The sequence below is a fragment of the Ruegeria sp. YTSB088 genome, assembly GCF_059609825.1.
The window spans coordinates 221854-248012 of record NZ_JBXWMM010000005.1; the positions used below are offsets into that span (position 1 = coordinate 221854).

The window sequence follows — 26159 nt, forward strand, 5'->3', positions numbered from 1 at the left end:
CCGGGATGGCTATGGCCAGATGCGAGGATCATGTGCCTCAACCCAAACCACAAAACGCCAGCCGGGATATCGTTGGCGCCGATCTCGATACCATTGTCGAGCGTGGCTATATCGAATTCGCCGCCTATGACGATTTCCCACCATGGTCCTATGAGAAGGACGGCAAGATACAGGGCGTGGACATCGACATAGGCAGGTTGATTGCCGAGGAGCTGGATGTTGAAGCGCGTTTCAATCTGGTGGCTGCCGGAGAAAACCTTGAGGCCGACCTACGCAACTGGATCTGGAAGGGACCCCTGATCAATGGGCGGGTCGCAAATGTGATGTTGCACGTTCCGTATGACAGCGAATTCGCCTGCCGGGTCGAACAGGTGGTTTTCACCGGGCAATACCATGACGAGGAAATCGCCATCGCATATAGCCGCGATGCCTATCCAGACGACCCGCCAGTTCCTGCTTTTTTCCGGTTCGACACCGTCGCAGTAGAGAATGATTCGATTGCTGATTTCTATTTGTCGGCATTTCCTGGCGGTCAATTGGCCCAAAACTTGCACAGATATCCCACCGCTGCTGAGGCAATGCAGGCGCTTGCCGGCGGCGAGACAATGGCGGCCATGGGACCGCGTGCCCAACTTGAAGCCGGACTGACCCCGGCGCTGGACATCCATGCTCCACCCCTGCCCGGCTTCGCAGTCAGCTCATGGACCAGCGGTGTGGCAGTTCATTTCGCTTACCGCGGTCTCAGCTATGCTGTTGATGATGCCATCAATGCAGCGTTGCAGGACGGGCGCATCGCCGAAATCTTCGAACGTCATGGTCTTACGCATTTGCCCCCGGCGCTGCGGTGACTACACCCAAGGTCTTATAGGCATGGCGGTGAACACCGCGTAGCGTAACAAAAATTACTGGGAGAAGTGAAATGGAACTTAGTGACAGCCGCGTCATCGCCGCGCCGCGATCCAAGGTCTGGGACTCGCTTTTGTCGGCAGAGGTTCTGAAAGAATGCGTGCCGGGATGTCAGGAGATGACAGGCTCGGTCGAAGACGGGTTCGAGGCCACCGTCGTGCAAAAAGTAGGCCCGGTCAAAGCGACGTTCAAAGGCTCTGTGACCCTTTCTGATCTCGTGGCGCTTGAAAGCGTGAAGTTATCGGGTGAAGGTAAGGGAGGAGCCGCCGGATTTGCCAAGGGCGCGGCCGACGTCACGTTGTCGGATGTCCCGAAAGGTACGCTGCTGACCTACAAGGTTGATGCGCGCGTCGGCGGTAAACTGGCTCAGTTGGGGGGGCGAGTCATTGATGGGGTTGCCAGAAAAATGGCCGACCAGTTCTTTGAGAACTTCCAGAATGCGGTCGAACCTCAGGATGCACCCGAGCCCGAACCCTCGGATGAGGAAGAGGCCGGGGAAGAAAAGAAAGGTTGGTTCAAGCGCGTGTTAGGCGGTTGAACCTTTGGGATTCAGGGAGGAGAAAGTCATGAAGATTTCCATGACCGTGAACGGCAAAGCTGTGAGCGGAGAAGTCGAAGGCCGGACATTGCTGTCCGGTTTTCTGCGCGATCATCTGTCTTTGACGGGGACGCATGTAGGATGCGACACCGCGCAGTGTGGCGCATGCGTGGTACATGTGAATGGCGAGGCGGTGAAGTCGTGCAACATGCTGGCTGCTGAAGCAGATGGCGCTGATGTCGGAACTATTGAAGGTCAGGCATCGCCGGATGGTTCGCTGAACGTTATCCAACAGGCCTTTCAGGATCACCACGGCCTTCAGTGCGGATTCTGCACGCCGGGCATGGTGATGAGTGCGGCAGCGCTGCTGAAAGAGAACCCACGCCCGACCGAGGCCGAAATCCGGAAGTATCTGGAAGGCAATCTGTGCCGCTGCACAGGGTACCATAACATCGTCAAAGCAATCATGGCCGCATCCGGTCAGGACGTTGGCAGCATAGCTGCAGAATGATGCCGCTGCGGGCGTGATCGTTACGCCCGTGGGATGAGTAAGGGATGCTACAGCATCCGTTTATGGGAGGAGAACAAGCAATGCCCAAAGACAGTGGCATCGGAGCCAGTTCCAAGCGGCGTGAAGACGTACGCTTTCTGACCGGAGCAGGCAATTACACCGACGACATCAACGTACATGGCCAGGCCTATGTACATTTTCTGCGGTCCGACATCGCACATGGCCGTATCAAATCCCTGGATACATCGGCAGCCGAAGGGATGCCGGGCGTGGTCAAGGTTTTCACCGGTAAAGACTTTGAAGGCGTGGGTGGGATGCCCTGCGGCTGGGAAGTCACCGACAAGCACGGCGCGCCCATGCAGGAGCCGCCGCACCCCATTCTGGCGCAAGGTAAAGTGCGCCATGTGGGTGATCCCGTTGCTGCCGTTGTGGCCGACAGTCTGGAACAGGCACGCGACGCGGCTGAGGCAATCGATGTCGACATCGAAGAACTGCCTGCGGTGATCAACATGAAGGCAGCCGCGCAGGATGGCGCAACGCTGGTTCATGACGATCTGAAGAACAATGTCTGCTATGACTGGCAGCTGGGTGAAGCGGACGACGCCAAGGTGAACGAGGTGTTTGCCAACGCGGCCCACGTCACCACTCTGGATCTGGTAAACAACCGGTTGGTTGCCAACCCGATGGAACCGCGCGTCGCCGTAGGCGAATACAAACGCGGCACGGATGAGTACACGCTGTTCACCACGTCGCAGAACCCGCATGTGATCCGCCTGCTGATGTGCGCCTTTGTTCTGGGCCTGCCCGAGCACAAGGTACGCGTGGTGGCCCCGGATGTGGGCGGTGGCTTTGGCACCAAGATCTTCCACTATGCGGAAGAGGCATTCTGCACCTTCGCTGCCAAGGCCTGCAATCGCCCGGTCAAATGGACATCGAGCCGGTCCGAGGCGTTCATGTCCGATGCCCATGGCCGTGACCATGTCAGCAAGATCGAGCTGGCACTGGATGCCGACAACAATTTCGTAGGGCTGCGCACCAACACATACGCCAATCTGGGTGCATACCTGTCGACATTCTCCAGTTCGGTTCCGACCTGGCTGCACGGCACGCTGATGGCAGGAAACTACAAGACGCCGGTCATTCAGGTGAACGTGAAGGCGATGTTTACCAACACGGTGCCGGTGGACGCCTATCGCGGTGCAGGCCGCCCCGAGGCGACGTACCAGCTGGAGCGAGTGGTCGATAAAGCCGCACGCGAACTGGGTGTCGATCCGATCGCTCTGCGCCGGCAGAACTTCATCACTCAGTTCCCCTACGACACGCCGGTAGCGCTGACCTACGACACCGGGGATTACAACGGAACGATGGACAAGCTTGAGGCCGCCGCCGATCTGGCAGGTTTTGCAGCGCGACGGGCGCAAAGCGAAGCCAAGGGCAAGCTTCGGGGACTGGGCATCAACTGCTATATCGAGGCTTGCGGCATTGCGCCGTCGAACATCGTCGGCATGCTGGGGGCCCGGGCGGGTCTTTATGATGCCGCGACCGTTCGGGTGAACGCCACCGGTTCGATCAGCGTCATGGTCGGCGCGCACAGCCACGGTCAGGGCCATGAGACGGCCTTCCCGCAGGTTGTGGCAGACATGATCGGCATCGACGAATCGATGGTCGAGATCGTGCATGGCGATACGTCCAAGATTCCGTTTGGCATGGGCACCTATGGCTCGCGTTCGCTCGCGGTTTGTGGTTCGGCGATGGTCAAGGCGACCGAAAAGGTGATCGACAAGGCCAAAAAGATCGCCGCCCACCTGCTGGAAGCGTCCGAGGCAGATATCGAGCTGAAGGACGGTCAGTTCAGCGTTGCGGGTACTGATAAATCAGTGGCCTGGGGCGATGTGACCCTGACGGCTTACGTCCCGCACAACTATCCGCTGGAGGTTGAGCCGGGGCTGGAAGAGACCGCGTTCTATGACCCGGCCAACTTTACGTTCCCATCCGGAGCTTATGCCTGTGAGGTCGAGGTTGATCCCGAGACCGGGCAGGTCAGCATCGAGGCCTTCACTGCCGCTGATGACTTCGGCAACATCGTCAATCCGATGATTGTGGACGGTCAGGTGCATGGTGGCATTGGTCAGGGAATTGGCCAGGCGCTTCTTGAGAACTGCGCCTATGACGAGAATGGCCAACTTCTGAGCGCGTCCTTCATGGACTACGCGATGCCGCGCGCTGATGATGTGCCATTCTACGGTGTGGATCATTCAAGCCAGACGCCATGTACGCACAATCCCTTGGGCGTGAAGGGCTGTGGCGAAGCCGGCGCAATTGGCTCACCCCCTGCGGTGGTAAACGCGGTTCTGGATGCGCTGAACTCTGGTGGCAAGGCGGTGGACCATATCGACATGCCGGTGAGCCCGTCGCGCGTCTGGGCAGTGATGAACAGCTAAGAGGAGAGGGCGGACCGGGGGCCAGCCCCCGGACCCCCGAGATATTTTTAGCCAGATGAAGGGCGGATCCGCGCCTTTCGGAAAGGAAAAACGAAATGTACAGTTTCGAGTTTGAGAAACCCTCGACCATTGCTGATGCGGTTGCCGCACTGACGGCCGAAGATGCGCAGGCGTTGGGAGGCGGACAGACGCTGATCCCCACGTTGAAGCAACGGTTGGCGGCCCCCTCCAAGTTGGTGTCGATGAGCGGAATTCCCGAGATGCAAGGCGTTTGCGTCGAGGATGATGGATCGGTGTCGATCGGTGGGGCGACATCGCACGCCGTGGTGGCCCGCGAGGCTGCAGGAGTGCATCCTGCGCTTGCCGCGCTGGCCGGTCAGATTGGCGATCCGGCGGTGCGCAATCGCGGGACCATTGGCGGTTCGGTTGCCAACAATGACCCTGCGGCCTGTTATCCTGCAGGCGTGTTGGGATCAGGGGCAACTGTTGTGACCAATACACGCCAGATCGCAGCCGATGACTATTTCCAGGGAATGTTCACGACAGCGCTGGATGAAGGAGAGATCATCACGTCGATCCGTTTCCCGGTACCGCAAGCGGCGAGCTATCAAAAGTTCCTGCAGCCGGCGTCGCGTTTTGCGCTTGTCGGGGTCTACCTGGCCCGCTTCGCAGACGGAGTACGCGTCGCTGTAACCGGCGCGAGCGAGGACGGAGTTTTCCGGTGGTCCGAGGCTGAACAGGCGCTGAACAAAGAATTTCGCCCTGATGCCCTTATGGACCTGCGCGTGAACCCAGCAAACATGATTGCGGATCTGCATGGGAGCAAAGAATACCGAGCACATCTCGTTTCGGTCCTGACCAAACGCGCGGTTGCAGACTGCCTATAATCCACTCTCAAAGAACTCGAAAAGCCTCGGTGTAATCCGGGGCTTTTTATCCTTGCAGCGTGACCACTTTTCCACTGGGGCGAACACAGATCGCGATGTAATCGCCGGCTGCTCGCGCGAGGGTCGCTGCAATTTCAGACTCTGAGGCGTAACAGAATGCTGTTGAAAGCGCATCTGCTGCCGCAGCATCCGGCGCCTGGATACTGACCGTTGACCAAAGCGGTGCGTATTCGCCCATCGGGTCGATGATGTGAGCGCCTCCAGACCGCAGGAGCATGACGCCGGGACTGGACGTAGCGATGGCGCGGTCTTTCAAATGCGCTACTTCGACAAGCCCGTGCACTGGATCCGAGACGCCCAGCAGCCACTGACGACCACTTGCAAAATACTCTCCGATATTGACCAGGACCTTTTCCCACCCGGCCTTGCGCAAGGCGTGTACGACCAGATCGGTGGCGAAACCTTGAGCGATTCCATTCAGGGTAAGCGCTTGACCTTGACCCAGCTGCACTCGGTTCTTGGATAGACGTACGCGATCCCATCCAATCAGCGCTCGAGCGTTTTGAACTTCTTTCACTGAAGTCGCTTGCCAAAGTGGCTGAACCGTCGGATCAAAGCGACCATTCGTGAGGTCGTAAGCCGCATTGCACGCTTGCAAGAGAGACACGAAAGCGGGATCGGGGCTTTTGAGATGCCCTGTTCGGTTGAGTTCAGATAGGGCGGAGTCCGGGCGGTACAGGCTGAACAACGTTTCGCATTTTTCCAAAATGGATCGCAGACTGGCAATGGCGTGTTTTGCCTCCACAGGGTCGGCATCCAGTGTCAGACCGATATCGGCCCCCATGGCGTAGCCCCGCCAACGGGTAGGCAGCGCATGAGATGGAGATGCCAATGAAGCAGCAGAAATGGCCAGGAAGCGGCGGCGATTGATCATTCGGCAGCGACCTCTCTTGTGCGACGACGAGCCGCGACGATCAGAGGAACACAGCGGTTGCGGTCATCGTGTATGGCGACGCAGTCGAGACACTGAAAACACTCATCATACTGGATTTGACCGGTTTGCTTGATTGCGCCATATTTACATTTGACCTTGCACAGCTGACAGGGTGACCCGCATTCGGCACGGCGCTCGATCCAGTCGCGGCCGCGAAGCAATCCGCCTAGCGCAAGGAACGCGCCCAAAGGGCAGACATATCGGCAAAAGCCCTTGAACAAAACCATACTCAATACCAGCCAGAAGACGGCGTAGGCGACGTAATACCATTCCCGGACAAAGAATGTCGTGATTGCAGTTTTGAATGGCTCAACCTCTGCCGCTTTGTCGACCTGATCAGGCGCAGCAAGCACAACCACCAGCAACGCCATCAGAACCGCGTATTTTAGCCACTTCAAACGGTTGTCCCATTTTGGCGTCGGTTCGATTTGACGTATGCGCAGAGCTTTGCCGAGATGATGCGCGAATTCCTGAAGAGCGCCGAAAGGGCAGAGCCACCCGCAAAACAATCCCCTGCCCCATACGATCAGACCTGCAAGTGTCACCATCCAGATCAGCAACGAGAACGGATCATAGAGCAGGAAGGTAAAACTGCCGCCGTCCAGGACAGTGCGCAAAGCTCCTAAAACCGTGACGATCGACAATTGCCCCTGGCCCCACCAACCAACGAAGACCGTGACAAAGGCCAGAACAGCAAGACGTATGGGAGTAAACAGTGGCTGGGCGGCCAAAGCATTCATTCGCAGTGCCAAACCGGCCAACAGAACAGTCAGAAACAGGCTCAGAATGATCAGATCGGATTGGCGATTTCGCAGCGCTTCAAGCCAGGGCGGTGCCGGTGCAATCTGCTCCGGTCGATCAAAGAACCTCTCAGGAGTGACGTGTGCAACCTCCAAAGTGACAGAACCAGTTTCAGGCTGGAACATGCCATGTTCGCGAACCGACAGAACCTTCAGCACCCATTCCCGGGAAGGTTCGAAGCCCAAGCGCCGGTCAGTGCGCAAGATCATGGCGACACCATCGGGTATGTCGTCGGCCAACTCGACCAACAGATCAGAGTCCCGCAGAGCGACAGGCAAACCGCCCTGTTCTGCCGAAACCCAGTCGGGTGATGTATTGCGGACGAAATCTTCGCTGACCAAACCATGGCGTGCCGATTCGATCACAAGGATCGGTTCGTCATTGTCCGAGATTTCCATGAAGCGCTGTAACTCTTCATAACTGTCTTGGGACAAGACAGCGCGCGCGATGGACTTCGGACCCACATCTACAACCCAGAGGTCCAGATAAGGGTCGTCGGGGTTGTCCTGCGCCTCGGGATCGTCGTCTTCCCACAGGGTGCCATCGAACAGAGCGTCAACTTCCGCATTGGTGTAAACCTTGCGTGTCGCGATGCCTTGACCGACCAGATCCTGCCAGTTGAGTTCCTCTTCATAATCTGGATTCGGAAATGCAGGCGGTGCACTTGCCAATCCCTGCATTTTCTCGCGCGCGACGGCCAAAGCCGCGCCCATGACGGTTTCATGCGCGATCCGCACACTTGCTGTCGCCTTTGTAACCCCGTCCAAATAGACCAATGAGGATCCGCGTGCTGCATCGCCGTACGGGTTTCCGACAACGATCGAATCCGATATCGAAAGGCCCCCATATTGTTCGAAAAATTTATGGAACGGGGCCTCTCCCAGCCCTGAGACAAATATCGGCTCGTTATGTTCGATCAACTGCACGTCCAGAAAACGCCCTTCAAGATCCAGCACGATCAGAATATTGATCGGCGCGCCGGAAAAACCGGGTAGCGGTACTAAAGGTTCCGATTCAAAGACGTATCCCGCTTCGGCCCCACCGGAGTTCAGCAGGCTGTAGACGCCGTTTTCGTTCAACACCTCTCCCAAGGAGAACGGCGCACGGATGTAGGGCTCCATATCTTCACGCGACAATGGTTCGGCCAAAACCGCCAGGCTGCTGAACAGCAGCATCAGACTTCCCAGGAGCACGCGCATGGTCGAAAGACTAACTTTCCGTCCTGCAATGGGACATTCGACGAAAGTCCTAAGTGACTGCGCGGCCACCCTCGGGCAGCCCTGCATTCAATGCTGGCCGTTAAAGCGATTAGTTGCCGCAGCCCTGCCAAAGTTGCGAGCAGAAAGAACCCGACTTTAGCAGGTGTCACCGGCCCCGGTCTGCAAAAAAGTTACCACGGCACCAAGAGCAAACAAAAGTTCCAGATATGCAGCTGTCCGATGAAGAGCTGAACTTGGTTCACAGCTCAGTCCAGCACATCTTCGACCTCGGGGTGATATTGGGTTTTTCACTTCAAAGGCTACGCTCTGCCAAAAAAAGAACAGGCCGCCCGGTTAGGACGGCCTGACCCGGTTTTTTCTTAAGCCTATGCCTTACTCGGCTGCCTGCGTGCTGCTGGCAGAGTGCTTGTCACGCTGACTATCGCGGAACAGCGCTTTGGCCAGCGATACGCACATCAGGCCCATCACCATTGTGAACGGAAGCGCACCGATGATCATGGCATTGCGCAGCGCGTCCATCGGGTTGTTTTCACCCGCCGCTAGGATCAGCGCGCCGATCACTGCCGTCAGGATCACACCCCAGATGATGCGGTGCTTGACACCGGTTTCCTGGCTACCACCCGACATGATGGTGTTCATGACCAGAATGCCCGAGTCCGCCGACGTCACAAGGAAGGTCATGATCAGGATCACGCACATGACGTTCAGCATGGACAGCAGCCCACCGTCGATCATGTAGGACAGGGTTACGAACAGCTTGTTGGTGTTCGATGCACCGATGATCGCACCTTCCGCGGCGCCTGCCAGTTCCAGATCGATCGCAGTGCCGCCCAGAACGGTCATCCAGGCAAAGCACACCAGCGCAGGTGCGAACACGCAGCCCAGTATGAACTCGCGAACGCTGCGACCCTTGGAGATGCGCGCCAGAAACAGACCCACGAAGGGCGAGAATGCGATCCACCATGCCCAGTAGAAGGTAGTCCAGCCTGCCTGCCAGCCAAACTGACGTCCTTGCTCACCCGCAGCATATGCCGCGGCCAAGGTTGCTTCGTCCAACTCGGCTGCCGCACCTTCCAGACCGCTTTTGAAGCCGTCAAAACTGCCCCATGCGTTGGTTGCGCCCCCCATCAGGTCTGCGGCGTGTGCTTGCGCTTCAGCCGGCAGGGCCGCTGCGAATGCTTCGGCCGACAGCGGGCCATAGGCATTAAAGCTGAGCGACAGGAACTGCAGGATATAATCGACCATCGCAGTTCCGTAGGTGGTCAAGGCAAAGACAAACGAACCGAAGACCACGAAAGTGCCCAGCAAGATGATCGACAGCACCAAGTTCAGGTTCGACAGGTACTTAACACCACGGCCGACACCGGAAACAGCAGAAATGATCGACAGGCACATGATGACCACCAAACCTGAGATCAGACCAACCTTGCTGGGGGTCGGCACCTCTCCGCCCAGATCCATGATCCACTGGATACCAGTGATGGCATAGAGGCCGTCGATGAACTGGCTGACGCCAAAACCGATGGTTACGGACACGCCGAGGATCGTTGCAACAACGCCCAAAACGTCGACCACATGGCCGAAAAAGCCGTTGACGAAACGACCAAACAGCGGAGTCAACGCCGAGCGGATCGTCAGAGGCATGTCGCGTGTATAAGCGTAGTAGGCCAGGGACAGACCAGTCACCACGTAGATTGCCCAGGCGTGGAAGCCATAATGCAGGAAAGTGAAACGGTAGGCCGATTGCAGTGCTTCGGGCGTGTTACCTTCGACATCACCAGAAACGACAACCGGATTCGAGCCCCAAAGACCCAGCGGTTCTGCTGTCGCAAAGACCATGAGACCGACACCCAGACCGGCACCGAACATCATAGAAAACCATGAGAAGTTGGAAAACTCAGGCTTTTCCCCTGGCGTTCCCATGACCCGACGACCCGTGGAAGGAATGATCGCAACAACGGCAAGGAAAAGGAAGAAGAACCCGACAATGATGATGTAGAAGCTGTTGAAGACTTCAAGCAACTGGCTGTTCAGGCTTCCCAGTGTGCTGTTTGCATTCGCAGGGAAAACCAGGGCCCAAAGGACCAGCCCGACCATGATGGCCTTACTGATCAGGGCAATTGGGACGCTGTAGTTTTCGTAGAATCCGGAATTAGCCGTTTCTATTTCAACGTCCGTGAAAGGTTCAGGTATCGACATATCGCGCGTTCCTCCTTGAGTGTCGTTTTTTGTTCTTTAGAAAATAGTGCTGGAAGACACCGCGCTGCACGGTGTGGACCATCATGCACGATGCACAAACTGATGATGAGCTGTGTTCAGCCCAGGTGTGGGCTTGCAGTAAAAACGCGTGCTCCCATTACGTTCCTTACTGCAGATCTCCTCCCGATTAATCGCTACCAGCCGACATCCCTGGTCCTAGTGATAAGTCAGCATGTCTTTAAACATGATCGCAACGTCGTAAGTGGTTATTGGGCTTCCAACTTCGAAACACCTATAGCATGGGTTAAGTGTCCTAATTTGAAAATCCGACACTTCGATTACGTGAAACGACTATAAAACTCACTCGTTTTCTATGTTAGCGAGAACAGTGCGATGCTATGAATTGCAGTGGTTATCATACTGTCTATAGCTTCAGGACCAGTTTCTCGGACTTGGCCCGCGATACACAGGTGCACAGGAACTCGTGGCTTTCCTGTTCTTGCGGTGTGAGTATTCCGTCGCGGTGGTCGACTTTTCCGGACACCACGTCAACGATGCAGGACCCGCACAACCCTTCGGAACAGCCGAAATCGACCTGCACGCCGTTGTTTTGCAATACTTCGAGAATGGTCTCCTCTTTGCCGACCGGGTAGATCGCGCCGGTTGACTGAATTTCGACCTGGAATTCGGCGTTTGTGTCGTGCTCGATATCAGATGCGGCTGCAAATCGTTCAAAATGGATTGCACCGCCGCGCAAGGATGCACTTGCTTCAAGAACAGCATTCAGCATCGGTTCAGGTCCGCAGGTATACACATCCGCACCCATCGGCATCGATTGCATGACCGATGCCAAATCAAACTGACCGTCGGTGTCATCGCAGTGCAAATGATACCATTCATCCAATCCAAGCGTTCGGAACTGCGCATCCATCGCGGCATATTCCCTTGACCGTACCAGGTAATAGACCCGAAAATCCTGCCCTCGGTTCATCAATTCCCGCGCCATTGCCACCAGCGGCGTCGCCCCAATGCCGCCTGCAATCAACGTGACGTGCCGATCATGGCTTTCGAGTTTGAAGTGATTTCGCGGCCCGCCGATTTCGACCATCGACCCATCTTGCAACGCGTGCATCGCCACCGAGCCGCCACGCCCTGCGTCGTCACGTTTGACGGCGACATTGATCAAGCGACCGTCTTGGCTCCAGCTCCACAGTGAATACTGCCGCACCAGATCATCGGCCAGATGAACATCGACATGTGCCCCGGGTTGAAGGCCCGTGAAGCGGCCGTTTTCGACCTCAAAGCAAAAATCGGACGTGTCCGGGCTCAGCTGTGTTTTGCGCACGAGGCGAGCAACTTGTGTATCCATCACACGTCCTGTTCGTTCTTGATCGAATTCGATCCTGTACCAGACGGCAAACAGCAGGAAAAAAACATAGATTTCAATTGCAAATTTTCTCACATTCGGATGAATGGAACTCACCTCTGTCCCTTGAGCAACGCAGCAGCCATGTCACGACGCCACTACAATCTTCCTCCGCTCACGACATTGTCGGCCTTTGAGGCCGCTGCCCGGCACCTCAGCTTCAAAGAAGCTGCAGGTGAACTGTCCGTTACGCCGGGTGCTGTCAGCCACCAGATAAAAGCGCTGGAAGGCGAATTGGGTTCAGCGTTGTTTGTCAGAAAGCACCGGGGCGTGGAACTGACCGAGGATGGTCAGGACTTGTTCGAAGTTCTCGGTTCGTCGTTCCGGCAGATATCGAAAGTGCTTGAAAAGATACGAAGCGGTGATTCGGAGAATCCGGTGACGGTCGGGTCCACTACCGCTGTGGCGGCATTGTGGCTTTCTCCTTCGGTCATCCGGTTCTGGCAGGACTATCCGTACGTCAAAGTGAACCAGATGGCGCAGGACAAGCCATTCTCGGACAGACCGGATATCGACTTTTTCATCCGCTACGGCCGTGACGTGAACTCGCAGCTGAACCATACCAAACTGTACCGTGATACTTTGACGCCAGTCTGTAGCCCCGAGATGGCCTTGGAACTGAAGGGGGCAAGCCTGGAAGATCTGGTCGAGCGTCGCCTGATCCACCTTGAAACGCAGGACAACACCTGGACCACCTGGCCATCTTGGTTTCACGACGTTGGATATACCGGAGTTGTACCGGTGCAGTCGCGCGTGAACAGCTATGCGTTGGCGTTGCAGTTGGCCCGCAAAGGGGCTGGACTTGCATTGGGGTGGAAACGCTTGATCCAACCCATGTTGACCTCGGGAAAACTTGTTGCGCTGGAAGAATTCAGCATACCCGCCCCGAACAATTTTTATCTCGTCGGTCGCCCGGACGACCAACTGACAGAAGGTGCCCTGGCCTTGAAAAACTGGTTGCTGGATGAATTGTCCGGGAGTTCGGTTTAGTTTACCTCAATCGGTCATTAGGTTTTTTGATATTGAATGAAGCTGGCTCGACCGGCCAATGGGGTAACGTTTAACGCATTCCGAATTACTCAGGAGCAACCGATGAACAAGCATTCAAGGCTTTCGTCTGTTCTGACCCCGGTAAACACCGCCAAGGGTCTGCCGAACGAGCATTATGTCGATCCCGCTGTCTTCGCCGAGGAACGGGATGCGGTCCTGTTTGCGAACTGGTCTGGCATCGGTTTCGGCAAGGACATTCCCGAAGCGGGTGATGCCTATCCGATCGACTTTCTTGGCACGCCGCTTCTGATGGTGCGCGACCGTGACGGACAGATCGGTGTTTTCCAGAACACCTGTCGTCATCGTGGAATGATTTTGGTCGACAAGCCGCAGAAAATCCGTGGCGCGATCCGTTGCCCCTATCACAGCTGGTGCTATGGCCTGAATGGCGAGTTGCGCACTGCGCCGCATGTCGGCGGCCCCGGACGGAACACGCATGAAGATCTGGACTTCGCCGAACTGGGCCTGATCCGCATTCGTTCTTATGTCTGGCGTGACGTTATCTTCGTCAATGTGGATGGCAACGCCCCGGAATTCGAAGAGGTCCATGGCGAGTTGATGGAACGCTGGAAAGATTTCGATCAGCCGATGTATCATGGCGGTGCCGGCGCGTCTGTCCGGCTGGCGCTGGAGTCGAACTGGAAACTGGCGGTCGAGAACTTCTGCGAAAGCTATCACTTGCCTTGGGTTCACCCGGGTCTTAACAGCTATTCGCGCCTAGAAGACCACTATAACATCAATGAACTGGGCAAGTATTCGGGTCAGGGCACTTATGTTTATCGTCAGTTCGAAGGTCAGAACGGCGAGAAACTGGATGACTTCCAGAACCTGAGCGAACAGTGGCACGAAGGTGCGGAATACATCGTCGTGTACCCAAACACCCTGCTGGGTGTTCAGCGCGACCATGGCTTTGCCTTCATCATCGATCCGATCACCCATGAGAGGTCGAATGAGAGAATTGAGCTGTACTACACCAAAAAACCGGAAGACGCACCCGAGCACGAAGCGTTGCGCGCAAAGAACGCGCAGCTTTGGAAAACCGTTTTCGAAGAGGATGTGTTCGTGGTTGAGGGCATGCAGAAGGGCCGTCATGGTGTCAAATTCGACGGCGGCCGCTTCTCGCCTGCGATGGATGGTCCAACGCATTGTTTTCACCACTGGGTGGCAACGCAGATCGAACAGGCCCGCGAAGAGGCATAGGCGACTTTCTACAGTACAGTCTGGCCCGATCCCAGGTGGTGGCGCACATGCCGAGGGCGGGTCAGATCTCTAACAGCAAGTGTTTGCTGGCGAACTCTCGACCCTGTTTGGTGGCGTTGGAAATTCCGGTTTCAGGCGCGAGAAAGGACTGAAAGCGTTGTATAAATACATGCGCACCAAAAACATCGCGATATCGCTGAAAGGCTGACCTTGGATTTTCAAGAACTCGATGACCAACTGCTGCAGGCCCATGCGGATAGCGATCTGCCGGCGCTGATCCGACTGTACCACGAGGCGGCCAGCCAGGCCGAACAACGTCAGGATCATGACGCGGCCTGTTTCTATCTGACACATGCGTTCGTATTTGCACTGGAATACGGAGCCCCCGAAGCGGATGAACTGAACTGCAAACTATACGAACGCGGTCGCGCCCATCGTTTGGCGTTCTGATGAAACCGGTATAACTGGGTTATTGCGGTGGCAAAGAGACAAAGCATGACTCATTTCACATTTCTATGCCTTGAAGATTTCCCGGTTGCTGCCCTGTCCATGGCCATTGACCCGTTACGCGTGGCCAATGAGATCAGCCGCAGGGATGGTCTTGGCTGGACCGTCGTATCAGAAGATGGGCAACCGGTCATGTCCAGCTCACGCCTCAGCTTCAATCCCGACAAGGCATTGTCCGAGGTGGATGAGACCGATGTGGTATTGGTCTTTGCCGGGGCGTCAACCCGGTTCAGGGATCGCAAGGCGTCAGGCGGAGCGCTGCGACGGCTTTTGTCCCATGGCGTGCGGATCGGTTCCGTCAGCGGTTCACTTTTTGCGCTGGCGGAAGAGAGGTTCTTCGATGGTTACAGCTGTAGCGCGCATTTCTGCTATACTGCTGCTTTGAAAGAACAATTTGACAGAGTGACCCTGTGTGACACGCTCTATACCATAGATCGCAACCGAATGTCGTTTGCCGGAACTTCGGCGGTGTTTGAATTTATGCTGGGCGTAATTTCGGATGAGGTATCCGATACGGTTGCCGTCGAAACGGCCTGCTGGTTTCAATACGCGACTTTGCGCGATGCAGGTACTTTGCAGGTTCTGCCGGGGTATAGCAAAGATCAAACCCGGAATGGCCTGCCACGCCCGGTTCGGCGGGCCATCGAGCTGTTTGCAAACAATATCGAAAACAAGATCTCAATCGAGCAGGTCTCGAAACTCGTTGGTATGTCCATGCGGCAATTGGAACGGCATTTCAAAAAAGAAACCGGAATCAGCCCCGGTGGGTATTATCGCAGATTGCGGCTGGATGCGGCGCGGCAGAAGCTGCTTTATACCGACCAGTCCCTGCAGGAAATCGCGCTGTCGGTCGGGTATGACAGCGCCAGTTCCTTCTCAAGCAATTACCGGCGGGAATTCGGCCTGCCTCCAACACAAGAGCGCAAGGAAAGAAGCCGCGGTGCAAGACACGCGGCCTTGTCCTTTGGTCAACGTCCGTCAAAGGGCTTTGGCCACCTCGGTCAGCATGTGGTGAACTGAAATCGCGTAGCTGCGTGGCGCGTAGATCGAGAAATCCGTTCCTGCCTCATTACAGCGCAACAGGCATCCCACATGATAGATTGCAGTGCGGTTGAAGGCTCCGGCCTGCATCTGCTCGACATCCAGAACCGTCAAGCGTTGCAGTAGATCGATGGCACCCTGCCCGGTCATGTCGATGCGTGTAAACACGTCCGACTGATCGGTCACGGACGCTATGCCAGCGAATTCGACCGCCATCCTCCGGGCCGGCTCCAATGGGCCTGTGTATGTTTCTTCGCACAGGTACTGATCCGGGCCCAACCAGTGCAGACTGCTGGTTTCGCCCTGTTCCCATTGCCCCGCGTCAGGCGCCGGGACTCCACAAACGGTTTGAAGCCTGGCCTTCACAGCCTCTTCTTGTCCCAGTCTGGCCGAAACGGATGCCAGTGCCACATCCTCTCGTTCCTGAAAGGTCAGAGGTCCGACCACGTCCCGTTTTGGTTCGGTGCCGCCAATGGCGGTCTTGGCAACAAACTCACGCACGGAGCCGTTCTCCTTCGGGGTCAACGAAATGCGCGCTGACAAGCGTCGCTTTGATGTTGGTGTCATCCACCGGGCTGACAATCTGCACGGTGTCGCCCAATCGCTGCGCCCCGCGTTTTACAAAGGCCAGGCCGATGCTGCTGGACAGGTGCGGCGAATAGGCAGCCGATGTGACATAGCCCAGATCGTTTTCCGGCAGGTGTGGCGCATCCTCGTCGAACACATGGCCACCGGCCAGCACGGTATCGGCGTTGTTGACCGGCCGGATGCCGACCAAAGCCAGGCCATCCGGATCCGTCAGAGCTTCGCGTGCGCTGAGCGTCGCACCGATACTTTCTTTCTTGGTTGAGACCATGCGCCCCATGCCCAGATTGTGGGCGCTGGTGGTTCCGTTCAGTTCGTTTCCGGTGGCATGGCCCTTTTCAATCCGCAGAACGCCAAGCGCTTCGGTGCCATACGGCGTTACGCCAAAGGGCTTTCCAAGCGCCATCAAATGTCGGATCAGCGCGTCACCGTACCGGGTAGGCACAGCCAGCTCATAGGCCAACTCGCCCGAGAACGAGATGCGGAACAGCCGCGCCGGGACCCCCCCGGCAATGGTCACCTCGCTACACGCCATAAAGGGGAAACCTTCGTTGCTGATGTCATAGCCATCATCAACGACCTTTTGCAGCAACTCACGGGATTTCGGGCCCGCTATGGCATATTGCGCCCAGGCGTCGGTGGTCGAGATCATCTGCACATCCATGTCCGGAAACAGGCATTGATGCACGAACTCCATGTGGCGATAGACACCAACCGCGTTTGCGGTTGTGGTGGTGACCACAAAGTGATCCTCGGCCAGGCGGGCGGCGGTGCCGTCATCCATGGCTATGCCGTCTTCGCGCAGCATCAGGCCATAGCGGGTTTTGCCCACCGGCAGTTTGGCGAAGCCGTTACAATAGATCTTGTTGAGGAATTCCGCGGCATCCGCGCCCTGCACGTCGATTTTGCCCAGCGTGGTCACGTCGCAGACGCCGACACCGCTGCGTACTGCCAGAACCTCGCGGTCCACCGACTCGCGCCAATGGGTTTCACCAGCCTTGGGGAACCACTGCGCACGCAACCAAGGGCCCACCTCGACGAATACCGCGCCTTGTTCTTCAGCCCATTGGTGGCTGGGCGTCAGTCGCGTAGGTTTGAACTCTTTCCCGACCGAGCGCCCGGCCCAGGCGCCCATCGCCACAGGCGTGTAAGGTGGCCGGAAGATGGTTGTGCCGGTTTCGGGAATGCTCTTACCGGTGATCTCGGCCATCACGGCCAGCGCGCCGACATTCGCGGTTTTGCCCTGATCGGTCGCCATGCCAAGAGTTGTATAGCGTTTCAGATGCTCGACACTGCGAAACCCTTCCTGTTCGGCCAGTTTGACGTCCTTTACGGTCACGTCATTCTGGAAATCCAGCCAGGCGCGGCCTTTGCCGGGCACGTTCCAGAACGGGGTGATACGGATCGCATCATCCTCAGCTTCCGGCAGGTCGACCGGGCAGGCCGTGATCCCCAATCCGTCCAGCGCCGCAAGTGCCGCATTGGTGCCCGAGGCGATCGCCCCGTGGCTGGTCAGGTTGCCAGCGGCGGCACCGGCGACAACCATACCCTTCGGCAACTCGGCCGGCGGGATGAAGGCTGCAAGCGGTTCGAACCATTGCGGGCGACCGCGTTGGTGGCATGTCAGTTGCACATTCGGGTTCCATCCACCCGAAACGCCCAGACCGCTGACTTCAATCGGGCGGGTCTGACCATCGGCCATCTGCACGGTGATCGATTTCAGCCCCAGACGCCCCTGCGCGCCGATGACTTGCGCACCGGCCAGCAATTCACATTCGGCGATGCGCGGTGCATCGCGGCGCGGGTCGATAACAGTGACAACCTTGATCCCGGCTTTGATCAGATCCTGCGCGGCGCGGTGTCCTTCATCGTTGTTGGTGAAGATCGCCACGCGCTTGCCCGGTGTCACAGCCCAGCGGTTTGCATAGGCCCGCATCGCGCCCGCCAGCATTATGCCCGGTCGGTCGTTGTTTTCGAAAGCAATCGGACGTTCGGTAGAGCCGGCACAAAGCACCGAGTGCTTCGCGTAAATGCGCCACAGAATCTGGCGTGGTTTCCCCGCTTCGGGCACTGCAAGGTGATCCGAGACCCGCTCAAGCGCGCCGTGGATGCCGTGATCATAGGCGCCGAACACAGTGGTGCGCGTCAGAAGGCGCACATTGTCCATCGACGCCAGCTCTCCCAGTGTCTGCGCGACCCAATCCGCATTCGAAATGCCCTCGAACCGGTCACAGTCAGACAACAGACGCCCACCCATCCGGCTGTCCTCGTCGGCTAGAATGACCCGCGCGCCAGACCGCGCCGCCGTCAAGGCTGCGATCAGGCCAGAAGGACCGGCTCCGATAACCAGTACGTCGCAATGCAAATAGCCTTTGTCGTAGATGTCCGGGTCAGCTTCTTTCGTCAGGTTGCCCAGACCGGCCGCCTTGCGGATCATCGGCTCATAGAGCTTTTCCCAGAACGCCTTGGGCCACATGAAGGTCTTGTAATAGAAACCCGCCGTCAAAAACGGTGAGAACTGGTCATTGATTGACAGCGCGTCGAAGGCGAGCGAGGGCCAGCGGTTCTGCGATGTCGCCTCGAGCCCGTCGAACAATTCAATTGTGGTCGCGCGTGTGTTCGGTTCCTGCCGGTTGCCTGTGCGCAGCTCAACCAGCGCGTTGGGTTCTTCCGAGCCCGAGGCCAGCACACCGCGTGGGCGGTGGTATTTGAACGAGCGGCCAACCAACCGTACGTCATTGGCCAGCAGAGCCGAGGCCAGCGTGTCGCCCTGATAACCTTCGTAGGATTTGCCATCGAAGGTAAAGCGCAGTTTTTTGGACCGGTCGATCAGACCGCCCTGCAAACGATTGCTCTGGGTCATCTTCCCCGCCCCGTCTTGCGGGCTACATCCCGCGCCAGTTCTGTTGCCAGAATTTCATGGGTCAGCGTGTTGCGTGTCACAACAAGCCACGAGCGGTCGCCCTGCTCGTGAAACCACAACTCACGATGGGTTCCTGCGGGGTTGTCGCGCAGGTAGAGATAGTCGTGAAACTCTGCGGCAGCCGATTCTGATTGCCAGTCGGGCCGATTGATCAGGCTCGCGTCACCCAGATAGGTGAATTCGGATGCGTCTCGCGGGCCAAGCAATGGATGATTTATGATCATGTCCGGGCCTCCTCAGTGCAGGTTGGGCTGTGCGCCCACGCCTTTTTCGTCAATCATCCGTCCGGTTTTGAACCGGTCCAGACGATAGGCAGTTGCAACTTCATGCGGTCGGTCAGTGGCCATCAGATGCGCGAAACAAAAACCAGATGCTGGCGTTGCCTTGAAACCGCCGTAGCACCAGCCACCATTGAAATAGAGCCCGTCAATTCCGGTGTGATCTATGAACGGCGAGCCATCCATCGACATATCCATCACGCCGCCCCACATCCGCAGCAGGCGCGCGCGACCGATCATCGGCATCAGGGACATACCACCTTCGGCCACATCCTCAACCACAGGCAGGTTGCCGCGTTGGGCATAGGTGTTATAGCTATCGATATCGCCACCAAAGACCAGCCCGCCCTTGTCCGATTGGCTGACATAGAAATGTCCGGCGCCATAAGTTATCACCCCGTCAAGAACCGGTTTCAGCCCTTCGGTCACAAAGGCCTGTAGCACGTGACTTTCGATCGGCAGACGCATTCCCGCCTGAGCCATCACGCGGCCGGAAGAACCGGCCACCGCCACGCCCACCTTCTTGGCACCGATATATCCCCGTGTGGTTTCAACACCCAGCAGTTTTCCGTTTTCGATGCGGAACCCGGTGACTTCGCAATTCTGGATGATGTCGACACCCCGTTGATCCGCGGCACGGGCATAGCCCCAGGCCACACCGTCATGACGCGCCGTGCCGCCACGACGGTGCAAAAGACCGCCCTTGATCGGAAAGCGCGCATCGTCAAAGTTCAAGAACGGATACATCGCGCGAACGCCGTCCGTATCCAGAAGTTCGGCCCCAGAACCGGTGAACATCATTGCATTGCCACGGCGGCGATACGCGTCTCGCTGCGCATCCGTGTGACAAAGGTTCAGAATACCGCGCTGGCTGACCATCGCATTGTAGTTCAGGTCCTGCTCCAGGTTCTCCCACAGTTTCAGCGACAGTTCATAGAAAGGCTGGTTGCCCTCCAACAGGTAATTGGCGCGAATGATCGTCGTGTTCCGCCCCACGTTACCGCCGCCGATCCAGCCTTTTTCCAGAACGGCCACTCTTGCGGCGTTGTGTTCCTTGGCCAGATAGTATGCCGTCGCAAGGCCATGACCGCCGCCGCCAATCACGATGAAGTCATAGCTTGATTGAGGTTCGGGATCGCGCCATGCCGGTGTCCAGCCCCGGTGCCCGTTCAAAACCTGCCGCATGATCGCGAGTGCCGAATACCGCATATGGATGAGTCCTTAACCCTTTGTGCGTCGATGCATCTTGAGCCACCTGAACGGACTCAGTCACGGCGTAATCCGTCACGGAGTTTATCAGTTGCGACAATTTTCAGGCTCGTGTTCGGATAGACTGTTGGACGACTGAGCAAATTACCAATGCATGGGTGACGGGCCCGTGCAGCCATCGCGCGAAGATCAACGTTCCATGCGAAGCCGCCCGGCCATCGTCCGGTTGTCTTCCGTGATTGCGGGGTTGCTGTTACAACGCCAAAGGCACCGCCGCGTGTGAGGGGATCAGAACCGCAACAATTCAAGCGTATGCCCTGCGGGCAGGTCCTCGGCCTCTGCCGGTATGGTCACCAACCCGTCTGCCTGCGCCAGCAAAGCCACACGGCCACTGTAGGATGGTGCCATCAGGCGCAACCTCAGAAGGCCATCCGGCGAGGTGCCGTCAATCTGGACCGGTCGATATTCCTGCCGACCCGCGTGACGCTGCAAGGGTTCGGCCAGCACCGCCTGAACAGGTGTCTGAGGCATGTGACGCAGACCCGCGCGGCGCGCCATCATCTGTGATCCGATTATCTGCCATGTCACGTAAGCCGAAACCGGGTTGCCTGGCAGACCAACATAGAGAGCACGTCCGCGCCGCCCGAACATGACCGGTTTCCCTGGCTTCATCGCGACTTTCATGACATCGGTTTCGCCGCCGATCTCGCTGAACAGTCGGGGCATGTGATCTTCATCCCCTACGGACACTCCCCCGGTTGTAACGATCAGATCCGAGGTATCGCATGCCTCGCGCAGAACCCGTCCAAGACGGGCCGGGTCATCTTCGACCGGCCCCCGGTCGTTCAGTTCGATCCAGGGTTTTTGCAACAACGCCAGCAGCATATAACGGTTCGAGTTGTAGATTTGGCCGAGGCCAAGGGGTTCGCCCGGTTGGCGCAGCTCGCTACCTGTCGAAAAGATCGTAACCTTCAGTTTTCGGAACACCAAGACCTCGCCGTACCCGGCGGATGCCAGGGCTGCCACCTCACGCGGTCCAATTTCGCAGCCGCGCTGCAGGATCGGACCCCCAGCAAGAAGATCTTCCCCCGCACGCCGGATATTCTGGCCGGGTTTGGGGCGGCGGCTGAATCGAACCCTGTCGATCACGAGATCGCAATCTTCCTGCATCAGCACAGCATCGAAGTCAGGCGGCACAGGAGCCCCCGTAAAGATGCGCAAAGCGCTGCCTTCGGGTGCATCATGGTCGCCGGGGTCGCCCGCAGCCACGCGTCCGGCCACGGGAAGTTCGAATACCGGTCCGTCGCCCAGATCTCTGGTGCGGATGGCATAGCCATCCATGGCAGAGTTGTCGAAGGCGGGCATGTCGACCTTACTGGTGCAATCCTCGGCCAGAACCCGGCCTATCGCCTGTTTCAGCGGCAAAGTCTCGGTTTCAGTAAGAGGATCGGCCACAGAAAGACCGCGCTCAAGGGCGTGATCTACACTCAAATACACGTTGGCCTGGCGGTCACATGCACATCCATCAGCCATGTTGATCCTCCAAATATGCAAAGAAGTCTTGGAGCCCTGTAGCCCCGGCAGGGATTTGCGGTGACCTCAGCTCAAACCGAAAGGCGAGGATTGGTGTGTCCGCCTTCGGGTCGATGCTCTGATGTATTGCAACGGCCTCGGAGATAACCTTGGCCGATGCAGCGTGGGCAAAGACCCAGAGTCCGGTAAAGATTGCTGCAGTTAGTTTCAGCGAAGCATTCATCTGTCCCTCCGGAGTTCAGGCCGCCCGGCAGAAATCCCCCAGCAGGTCAGCCAGAACGCTGATCACCACCGGCAAAAGGGAGCGATGGTTATTGTCGCACAGTCCGGCCAGAAATTCCCGGCCAATGGACATCACGTCAGGCGTACTGTCATTGACATAGGTCATGACCCGCCGTTCGGGGCCTTTGTCAGCAAAGGCACTATGGCCGCCTCTGCTGCTTCCACAGGTTCTGAAATCACAACCGAAGCCGCGCACTGTTCGTTGCGTTGCCCTTTGGTCGGTTTCGAAAGAAAAAAGCCTGGCACGGCCATGAAAAAGTGAACGAGCACGAGGATCGGGATCTCTTTTTCAGATGATCTTAGCCGAATGCCAGACGTTCTTGACCGTCATGTAATTCTCAAGGCCTTCGGTTCCGCCTTCCCGACCATAGCCGCTGGATTTCACGCCCCCAAAGGGTGTTTCAGGCATGGATGCTTCAAGTGTGTTGATCGACAGATTGCCGACCTCGACCTCGTCGATCAGACGGTCGATGTAATCCGCCCGGTTGGTGAAAGCGTATCCGGCCAGACCGTAGGGAACTGAATTCGCCAGATCGATTGCCTCATCCAGCGAAGCCACCGAATTGATCACGGCAACCGGTCCAAACGGCTCCTCGCGCATGATCCGCGCCGTTTCGGGAACGTTCAATAGCACCGTGGGTTCAAAGAAATATCCCCGTTCACCAAGCCGCGATCCGCCGGTGGCAAGCGTTGCCCCCTGTGCCACCGCGTCTTCAACCAGTTCTGTCAAAGCCGGCACGCGCCGGTCGTTGGCCGTTGGGCCCATTTCAACCGTTGCTTCAAGCCCATTGCCGACGACTGTGGCTTTAGCCCGCGCGGTAAACCCAGCCGCATAGGCGTCAAATATACTCTCATGCGCGAAAAAACGGGTTGGCGACGTGCAGACCTGACCGGTATTGCGCGTTTTGCGCACCGCGCTTGAAACAGCAGCTGATTGCACATCCGTATCTTCGCAAACAATGACCGGCGCGTGGCCGCCCAACTCCATAAGCACTCGGGTGTCATGCCGGGCCGCCAAAGTGGTCAAATGGCGCCCAACGGTTGTCGAGCCTGTGAAGGCTACCAAGCGAACGGGGTCCTGCGGGATCAGGTGGCCGGATATCTCGGACGGTTCACCGAACACCAAATTCAGAACCCCCGGAGGCAGACCGGCATCTTCGAACGCTTTTGCTATGTGTAAAGCTCCGGCTGGCGTTTCTTCCGCAGCCTTCAGGATCACCGAACAGCCAGAGGCCAAAGCACCGGCGATTTTCCGGGCAGGTTGGCTCATGGGGAAGTTCCACGGCGAGAACGCGGCGACAACGCCAACAGGCTGGTGATGAACTGCAAACTTGTGACCCTGAGCTGCCGGAATGATCCTCCCATAGGTCCGCATCGCCTCGCCCGCATCCCATTCAAAGAACTCGGCACCGCGAATGACCTCCAGCCGGGCCTGCTTTAGGGGTTTGCCATGTTCCAGAGTGATGGAATGCGCGATTTCTTCCTGTCGCTGACGCATGAGGGCTGCCGCCCGCAGGATCGTATCCGCACGCTCACGCGGCGGTGTACGGCGCCACAGTCGAAAGCCTTCGACGGCCGCTTGCAGCGCGTCGTCCAGGTCTTTCACCGATGCGCAAGGCAATCGACCGAGTTCTTCCTCGGTCGCCGGGTTGACAACCGGGATATCGCGACCGGTTTTTCGCCACGTGCCGCCGATGAAAAGCTTGAGCTCTGGATACATGAAATCGGGGCCTCCGTTTGCCTTGATTTTTGATCGCTCGATGCCTCGTATTACTTCAAGCGCATAGCGCGAATACGGATATCAATTTGGCGAATATCTGGTCTGTCTGCTCCGCGCCGCGCGATGCAGAGCCGTTTTGAAAGCTCGCCCCGCAGGCGACAAATCGTCGTCCGCACGGAAGGAAACTCCTATTGGCCCCTGCCCAAACGGAACCACCCAGGCGAGCTGGGCAAGATGCCCGTTTTCGATATCCTGGGCGACGACCTCGGCAGGCATTAGGCCGATCAGGTCACGTGATTGCAGCAGCGCCCGGTTCGTCAGATAGGACACGGATTCAATCGCGACCGGTGGCACATATTGCTGCTGACCGACAAAAAAATGATCCGCCTGACGTCGCAACGTTGTCTCTTGCGGGGGGAGGATCCAGCCAAACGGTTTGGTTTGCGCAAAGGTCACGGCGTCCCGGCCCGCCAGTGGGTGCCGAGGGCCTACAATGGCCAATATCCGATCCTCGAACAGTTTTTCCTGCCGAATCTTGTCACGATGCCGGTGCGACGGCAGACGTCCTACAATCAAGTCGATCTCACCCGACAGAAGCCGAGGCATAAGTACCTCGTTGGTCCCTTCGCTGATCTTGACCGCGACGTTCGGGCGGTCTTCCAGCAGCAGTTCAATGGCGGCAGGTAGCAGGCTGGTGGACGCCGCAAGCAACGTGCCCACCACGACACGGCCGGAGTTTCCTTCGTTCAGATCGTCCAGTTCCTGCGCGGCATTTGAAACCTGTGCAAATATCAGTTTCCCGTGACGTATGAGAGTTTCGCCAAAAACGGTTGGCACAACGCCTCGATTGGTGCGTGTGAACAGTTTGATTTCAAAGTCCAGCTCAAGATCCTGAATCATCTTGGTTGCTGCTGGTTGAGATATTCCCAACTCCCGCGCGGCATTCTGAATGTTTCCATGCGCGCCCACCGCGACCAGCAGACGCAGTTGTCGCAGTTTCAGACGGGTCAAGGCGCGGTCCACGATGCGAGAATGACGCCCCACCATGGCTACAGCACAATCGGCTTGCAAAGCTGATCCAGCTTGGACAGCACGCTCATGGCCGCAAGCGCCGAGCTTCGCGGGTTGTCGGGCAGCGCGGTTCCGCTGATCCTAAACTGAAAAGTGCCAAAATCACCTTCGGCCTCGACCTCGTGAATGTTCTTGTGGATCGTCGGATCGGCGATCAGACGAACCTGTGTGCTGTCGAATCCCACACCTGCCAAGGCGACGGCAGCGGCGACATTTGCGTTCTTGGGGTAAGCCAAAGCCGCCTCTCGCGCGGAACCCTGAAAATGAGTTTCAGCCGCGGTGATATTGCTGAGGTCGAGACTGTGTTCAGCAAGTGATCCTTTCCACCCCGCCGGCGGCTTGCGCCCCACATATGTAACGGATTTGAGCGGACCGACCGCTGCGGCGCTGAGGCAGTCCAGCCCGCCTATGGCACCGCTTGCCAGATGCAGCCGAGCCCCACCCTTTCGCGCGGCCCTGTCCAGCCGGCCACTGACCTGCTGATCCGCAAGTGCCCCGGCAGAGACACTGATGATATCCAGCCCTCGCGCCAGAATTTCCGGACCCAACCCGGCCAATGCCTCGTGCCCCGCGCAATCCAGAACCACTTCGATTCCGGCCGGCAGGTCATCAACCGAACCGACTGACATAGGCGATTTTGGATCAACGCGCTGTGGCCTGACCAGAATGGCCGCCAACTCATGCCCATGTTCTGGCAACATGCGCTGCACATATTGCGCGATTGCGCCGGTTCCAATGACTGCGATCTTCATGTCTCGACCCTAGACCAGCATTGAAAAAATCTGAATTGGTAAGTTGGTGATATATGTTTTTCAGATAGCCATTTCTCTGAAATAG

22 protein-coding genes are annotated in these 26159 nt (G+C 57.5%); 9 read left to right on the forward strand and 13 right to left on the reverse strand.

Features of this window, described 5'->3' with window-relative positions:
• Positions 1 to 11: 11 nt before the first annotated feature.
• The 5 genes from AC2FFA_RS10310 (at position 12) to AC2FFA_RS10330 (ending at position 5283) form a co-directional block, all read left to right on the forward strand.
• Positions 12 to 848, forward strand: coding sequence for a substrate-binding periplasmic protein (locus tag AC2FFA_RS10310; RefSeq protein WP_496851588.1), 837 nt, complete (start codon positions 12 to 14; stop codon positions 846 to 848).
• Positions 849 to 919: 71 nt separating this feature from the next.
• A complete protein-coding gene (locus tag AC2FFA_RS10315) occupies positions 920 to 1444 on the forward strand; it encodes an SRPBCC family protein (RefSeq protein WP_496851590.1) in 525 nt (174 codons plus the stop codon).
• A gap of 28 nt (positions 1445 to 1472) precedes the next feature.
• Complete coding sequence (locus tag AC2FFA_RS10320) at positions 1473 to 1955, forward strand: (2Fe-2S)-binding protein (protein ID WP_117873381.1); 483 nt, start codon at positions 1473 to 1475, stop codon at positions 1953 to 1955.
• 80 nt (positions 1956 to 2035) lie between these two features.
• Entirely contained in the window at positions 2036 to 4396 is a 2361-nt protein-coding gene (locus AC2FFA_RS10325) for a xanthine dehydrogenase family protein molybdopterin-binding subunit (protein ID WP_496851592.1), read from the forward strand.
• 95 nt (positions 4397 to 4491) lie between these two features.
• Positions 4492 to 5283, forward strand: a complete 792-nt coding sequence (locus AC2FFA_RS10330) for an FAD binding domain-containing protein (RefSeq protein ID WP_496670795.1) — start codon at positions 4492 to 4494, stop codon at positions 5281 to 5283.
• Positions 5284 to 5329: 46 nt separating this feature from the next.
• Here the strand turns inward: AC2FFA_RS10330 and AC2FFA_RS10335 are convergent, their stop codons facing one another.
• The 4 genes from AC2FFA_RS10335 to AC2FFA_RS10350 all read right to left on the reverse strand — a co-directional run bounded on the left by AC2FFA_RS10335 (position 5330) and on the right by AC2FFA_RS10350 (position 11866).
• Positions 5330 to 6217, reverse strand: a complete 888-nt coding sequence (locus tag AC2FFA_RS10335; protein WP_496851594.1) for an FAD:protein FMN transferase — start codon at positions 6215 to 6217, stop codon at positions 5330 to 5332.
• Positions 6214 to 8253, reverse strand: a complete 2040-nt coding sequence (locus AC2FFA_RS10340) for a 4Fe-4S binding protein (protein ID WP_496851596.1) — start codon at positions 8251 to 8253, stop codon at positions 6214 to 6216. The genes AC2FFA_RS10335 and AC2FFA_RS10340 overlap by 4 nt, the downstream gene beginning before the upstream one ends.
• A 417-nt stretch (positions 8254 to 8670) precedes the next feature.
• The gene (locus AC2FFA_RS10345) at positions 8671 to 10497 is read right to left on the reverse strand and encodes a BCCT family transporter (protein WP_496851598.1); all 1827 of its coding nucleotides are present in this window, start codon (positions 10495 to 10497) and stop codon (positions 8671 to 8673) included.
• Positions 10498 to 10921: 424 nt separating this feature from the next.
• The gene (locus AC2FFA_RS10350) at positions 10922 to 11866 is read right to left on the reverse strand and encodes a PDR/VanB family oxidoreductase (protein WP_117873393.1); all 945 of its coding nucleotides are present in this window, start codon (positions 11864 to 11866) and stop codon (positions 10922 to 10924) included.
• A gap of 141 nt (positions 11867 to 12007) precedes the next feature.
• Here AC2FFA_RS10350 and AC2FFA_RS10355 point away from each other — a divergent pair, with 141 nt between their 5' ends.
• From AC2FFA_RS10355 to AC2FFA_RS10370, 4 genes are all read left to right on the forward strand, one after another.
• Positions 12008 to 12913 (forward strand): LysR substrate-binding domain-containing protein, encoded by a 906-nt coding sequence (locus AC2FFA_RS10355; protein WP_117873395.1) that lies wholly within the window; start codon positions 12008 to 12010, stop codon positions 12911 to 12913.
• A gap of 102 nt (positions 12914 to 13015) precedes the next feature.
• The gene (locus AC2FFA_RS10360; RefSeq protein ID WP_496851600.1) at positions 13016 to 14173 is read left to right on the forward strand and encodes an aromatic ring-hydroxylating oxygenase subunit alpha; all 1158 of its coding nucleotides are present in this window, start codon (positions 13016 to 13018) and stop codon (positions 14171 to 14173) included.
• 210 nt (positions 14174 to 14383) lie between these two features.
• Positions 14384 to 14623: a hypothetical protein gene (locus AC2FFA_RS10365; RefSeq protein ID WP_496851601.1), complete on the forward strand. Its 240-nt coding sequence runs from the start codon at positions 14384 to 14386 to the stop codon at positions 14621 to 14623.
• Between the two features lie 45 nt (positions 14624 to 14668).
• The gene (locus AC2FFA_RS10370) at positions 14669 to 15700 is read left to right on the forward strand and encodes a GlxA family transcriptional regulator (protein ID WP_496851602.1); all 1032 of its coding nucleotides are present in this window, start codon (positions 14669 to 14671) and stop codon (positions 15698 to 15700) included.
• Here AC2FFA_RS10370 and AC2FFA_RS10375 read toward each other — a convergent pair.
• The 9 genes from AC2FFA_RS10375 to AC2FFA_RS10415 form a co-directional block, all read right to left on the reverse strand.
• A complete protein-coding gene (locus tag AC2FFA_RS10375) occupies positions 15659 to 16222 on the reverse strand; it encodes a sarcosine oxidase subunit gamma (protein WP_496851603.1) in 564 nt (187 codons plus the stop codon). The genes AC2FFA_RS10370 and AC2FFA_RS10375 overlap by 42 nt on opposite strands.
• Positions 16215 to 19169 carry a sarcosine oxidase subunit alpha family protein gene (locus AC2FFA_RS10380; RefSeq protein ID WP_496851605.1) on the reverse strand — a complete coding sequence of 985 codons (2955 nt, stop codon included), beginning with the start codon at positions 19167 to 19169 and terminating at the stop codon, positions 16215 to 16217. The genes AC2FFA_RS10375 and AC2FFA_RS10380 overlap by 8 nt, the downstream gene beginning before the upstream one ends.
• Positions 19166 to 19453: a sarcosine oxidase subunit delta gene (locus AC2FFA_RS10385; RefSeq protein ID WP_496851607.1), complete on the reverse strand. Its 288-nt coding sequence runs from the start codon at positions 19451 to 19453 to the stop codon at positions 19166 to 19168. The genes AC2FFA_RS10380 and AC2FFA_RS10385 overlap by 4 nt, the downstream gene beginning before the upstream one ends.
• Before the next feature lie 12 nt (positions 19454 to 19465).
• Complete coding sequence (locus AC2FFA_RS10390; protein ID WP_496851609.1) at positions 19466 to 20716, reverse strand: sarcosine oxidase subunit beta family protein; 1251 nt, start codon at positions 20714 to 20716, stop codon at positions 19466 to 19468.
• Positions 20717 to 21004: 288 nt separating this feature from the next.
• The gene (locus AC2FFA_RS10395; protein ID WP_496851611.1) at positions 21005 to 22249 is read right to left on the reverse strand and encodes a molybdopterin molybdotransferase MoeA; all 1245 of its coding nucleotides are present in this window, start codon (positions 22247 to 22249) and stop codon (positions 21005 to 21007) included.
• A 238-nt stretch (positions 22250 to 22487) separates the two neighbouring features.
• The gene (locus AC2FFA_RS10400; protein ID WP_496718173.1) at positions 22488 to 22637 is read right to left on the reverse strand and encodes a hypothetical protein; all 150 of its coding nucleotides are present in this window, start codon (positions 22635 to 22637) and stop codon (positions 22488 to 22490) included.
• Positions 22638 to 22820: 183 nt separating this feature from the next.
• Positions 22821 to 24251, reverse strand: coding sequence for an NAD-dependent succinate-semialdehyde dehydrogenase (locus tag AC2FFA_RS10405; RefSeq protein ID WP_117873415.1), 1431 nt, complete (start codon positions 24249 to 24251; stop codon positions 22821 to 22823).
• An 81-nt stretch (positions 24252 to 24332) separates the two neighbouring features.
• Entirely contained in the window at positions 24333 to 25298 is a 966-nt protein-coding gene (locus tag AC2FFA_RS10410) for a LysR substrate-binding domain-containing protein (protein WP_496851676.1), read from the reverse strand.
• A gap of 2 nt (positions 25299 to 25300) precedes the next feature.
• Positions 25301 to 26074, reverse strand: a complete 774-nt coding sequence (locus AC2FFA_RS10415; protein ID WP_496851613.1) for an aspartate dehydrogenase — start codon at positions 26072 to 26074, stop codon at positions 25301 to 25303.
• Between the last annotated feature and the right edge of the window lie 85 nt (positions 26075 to 26159).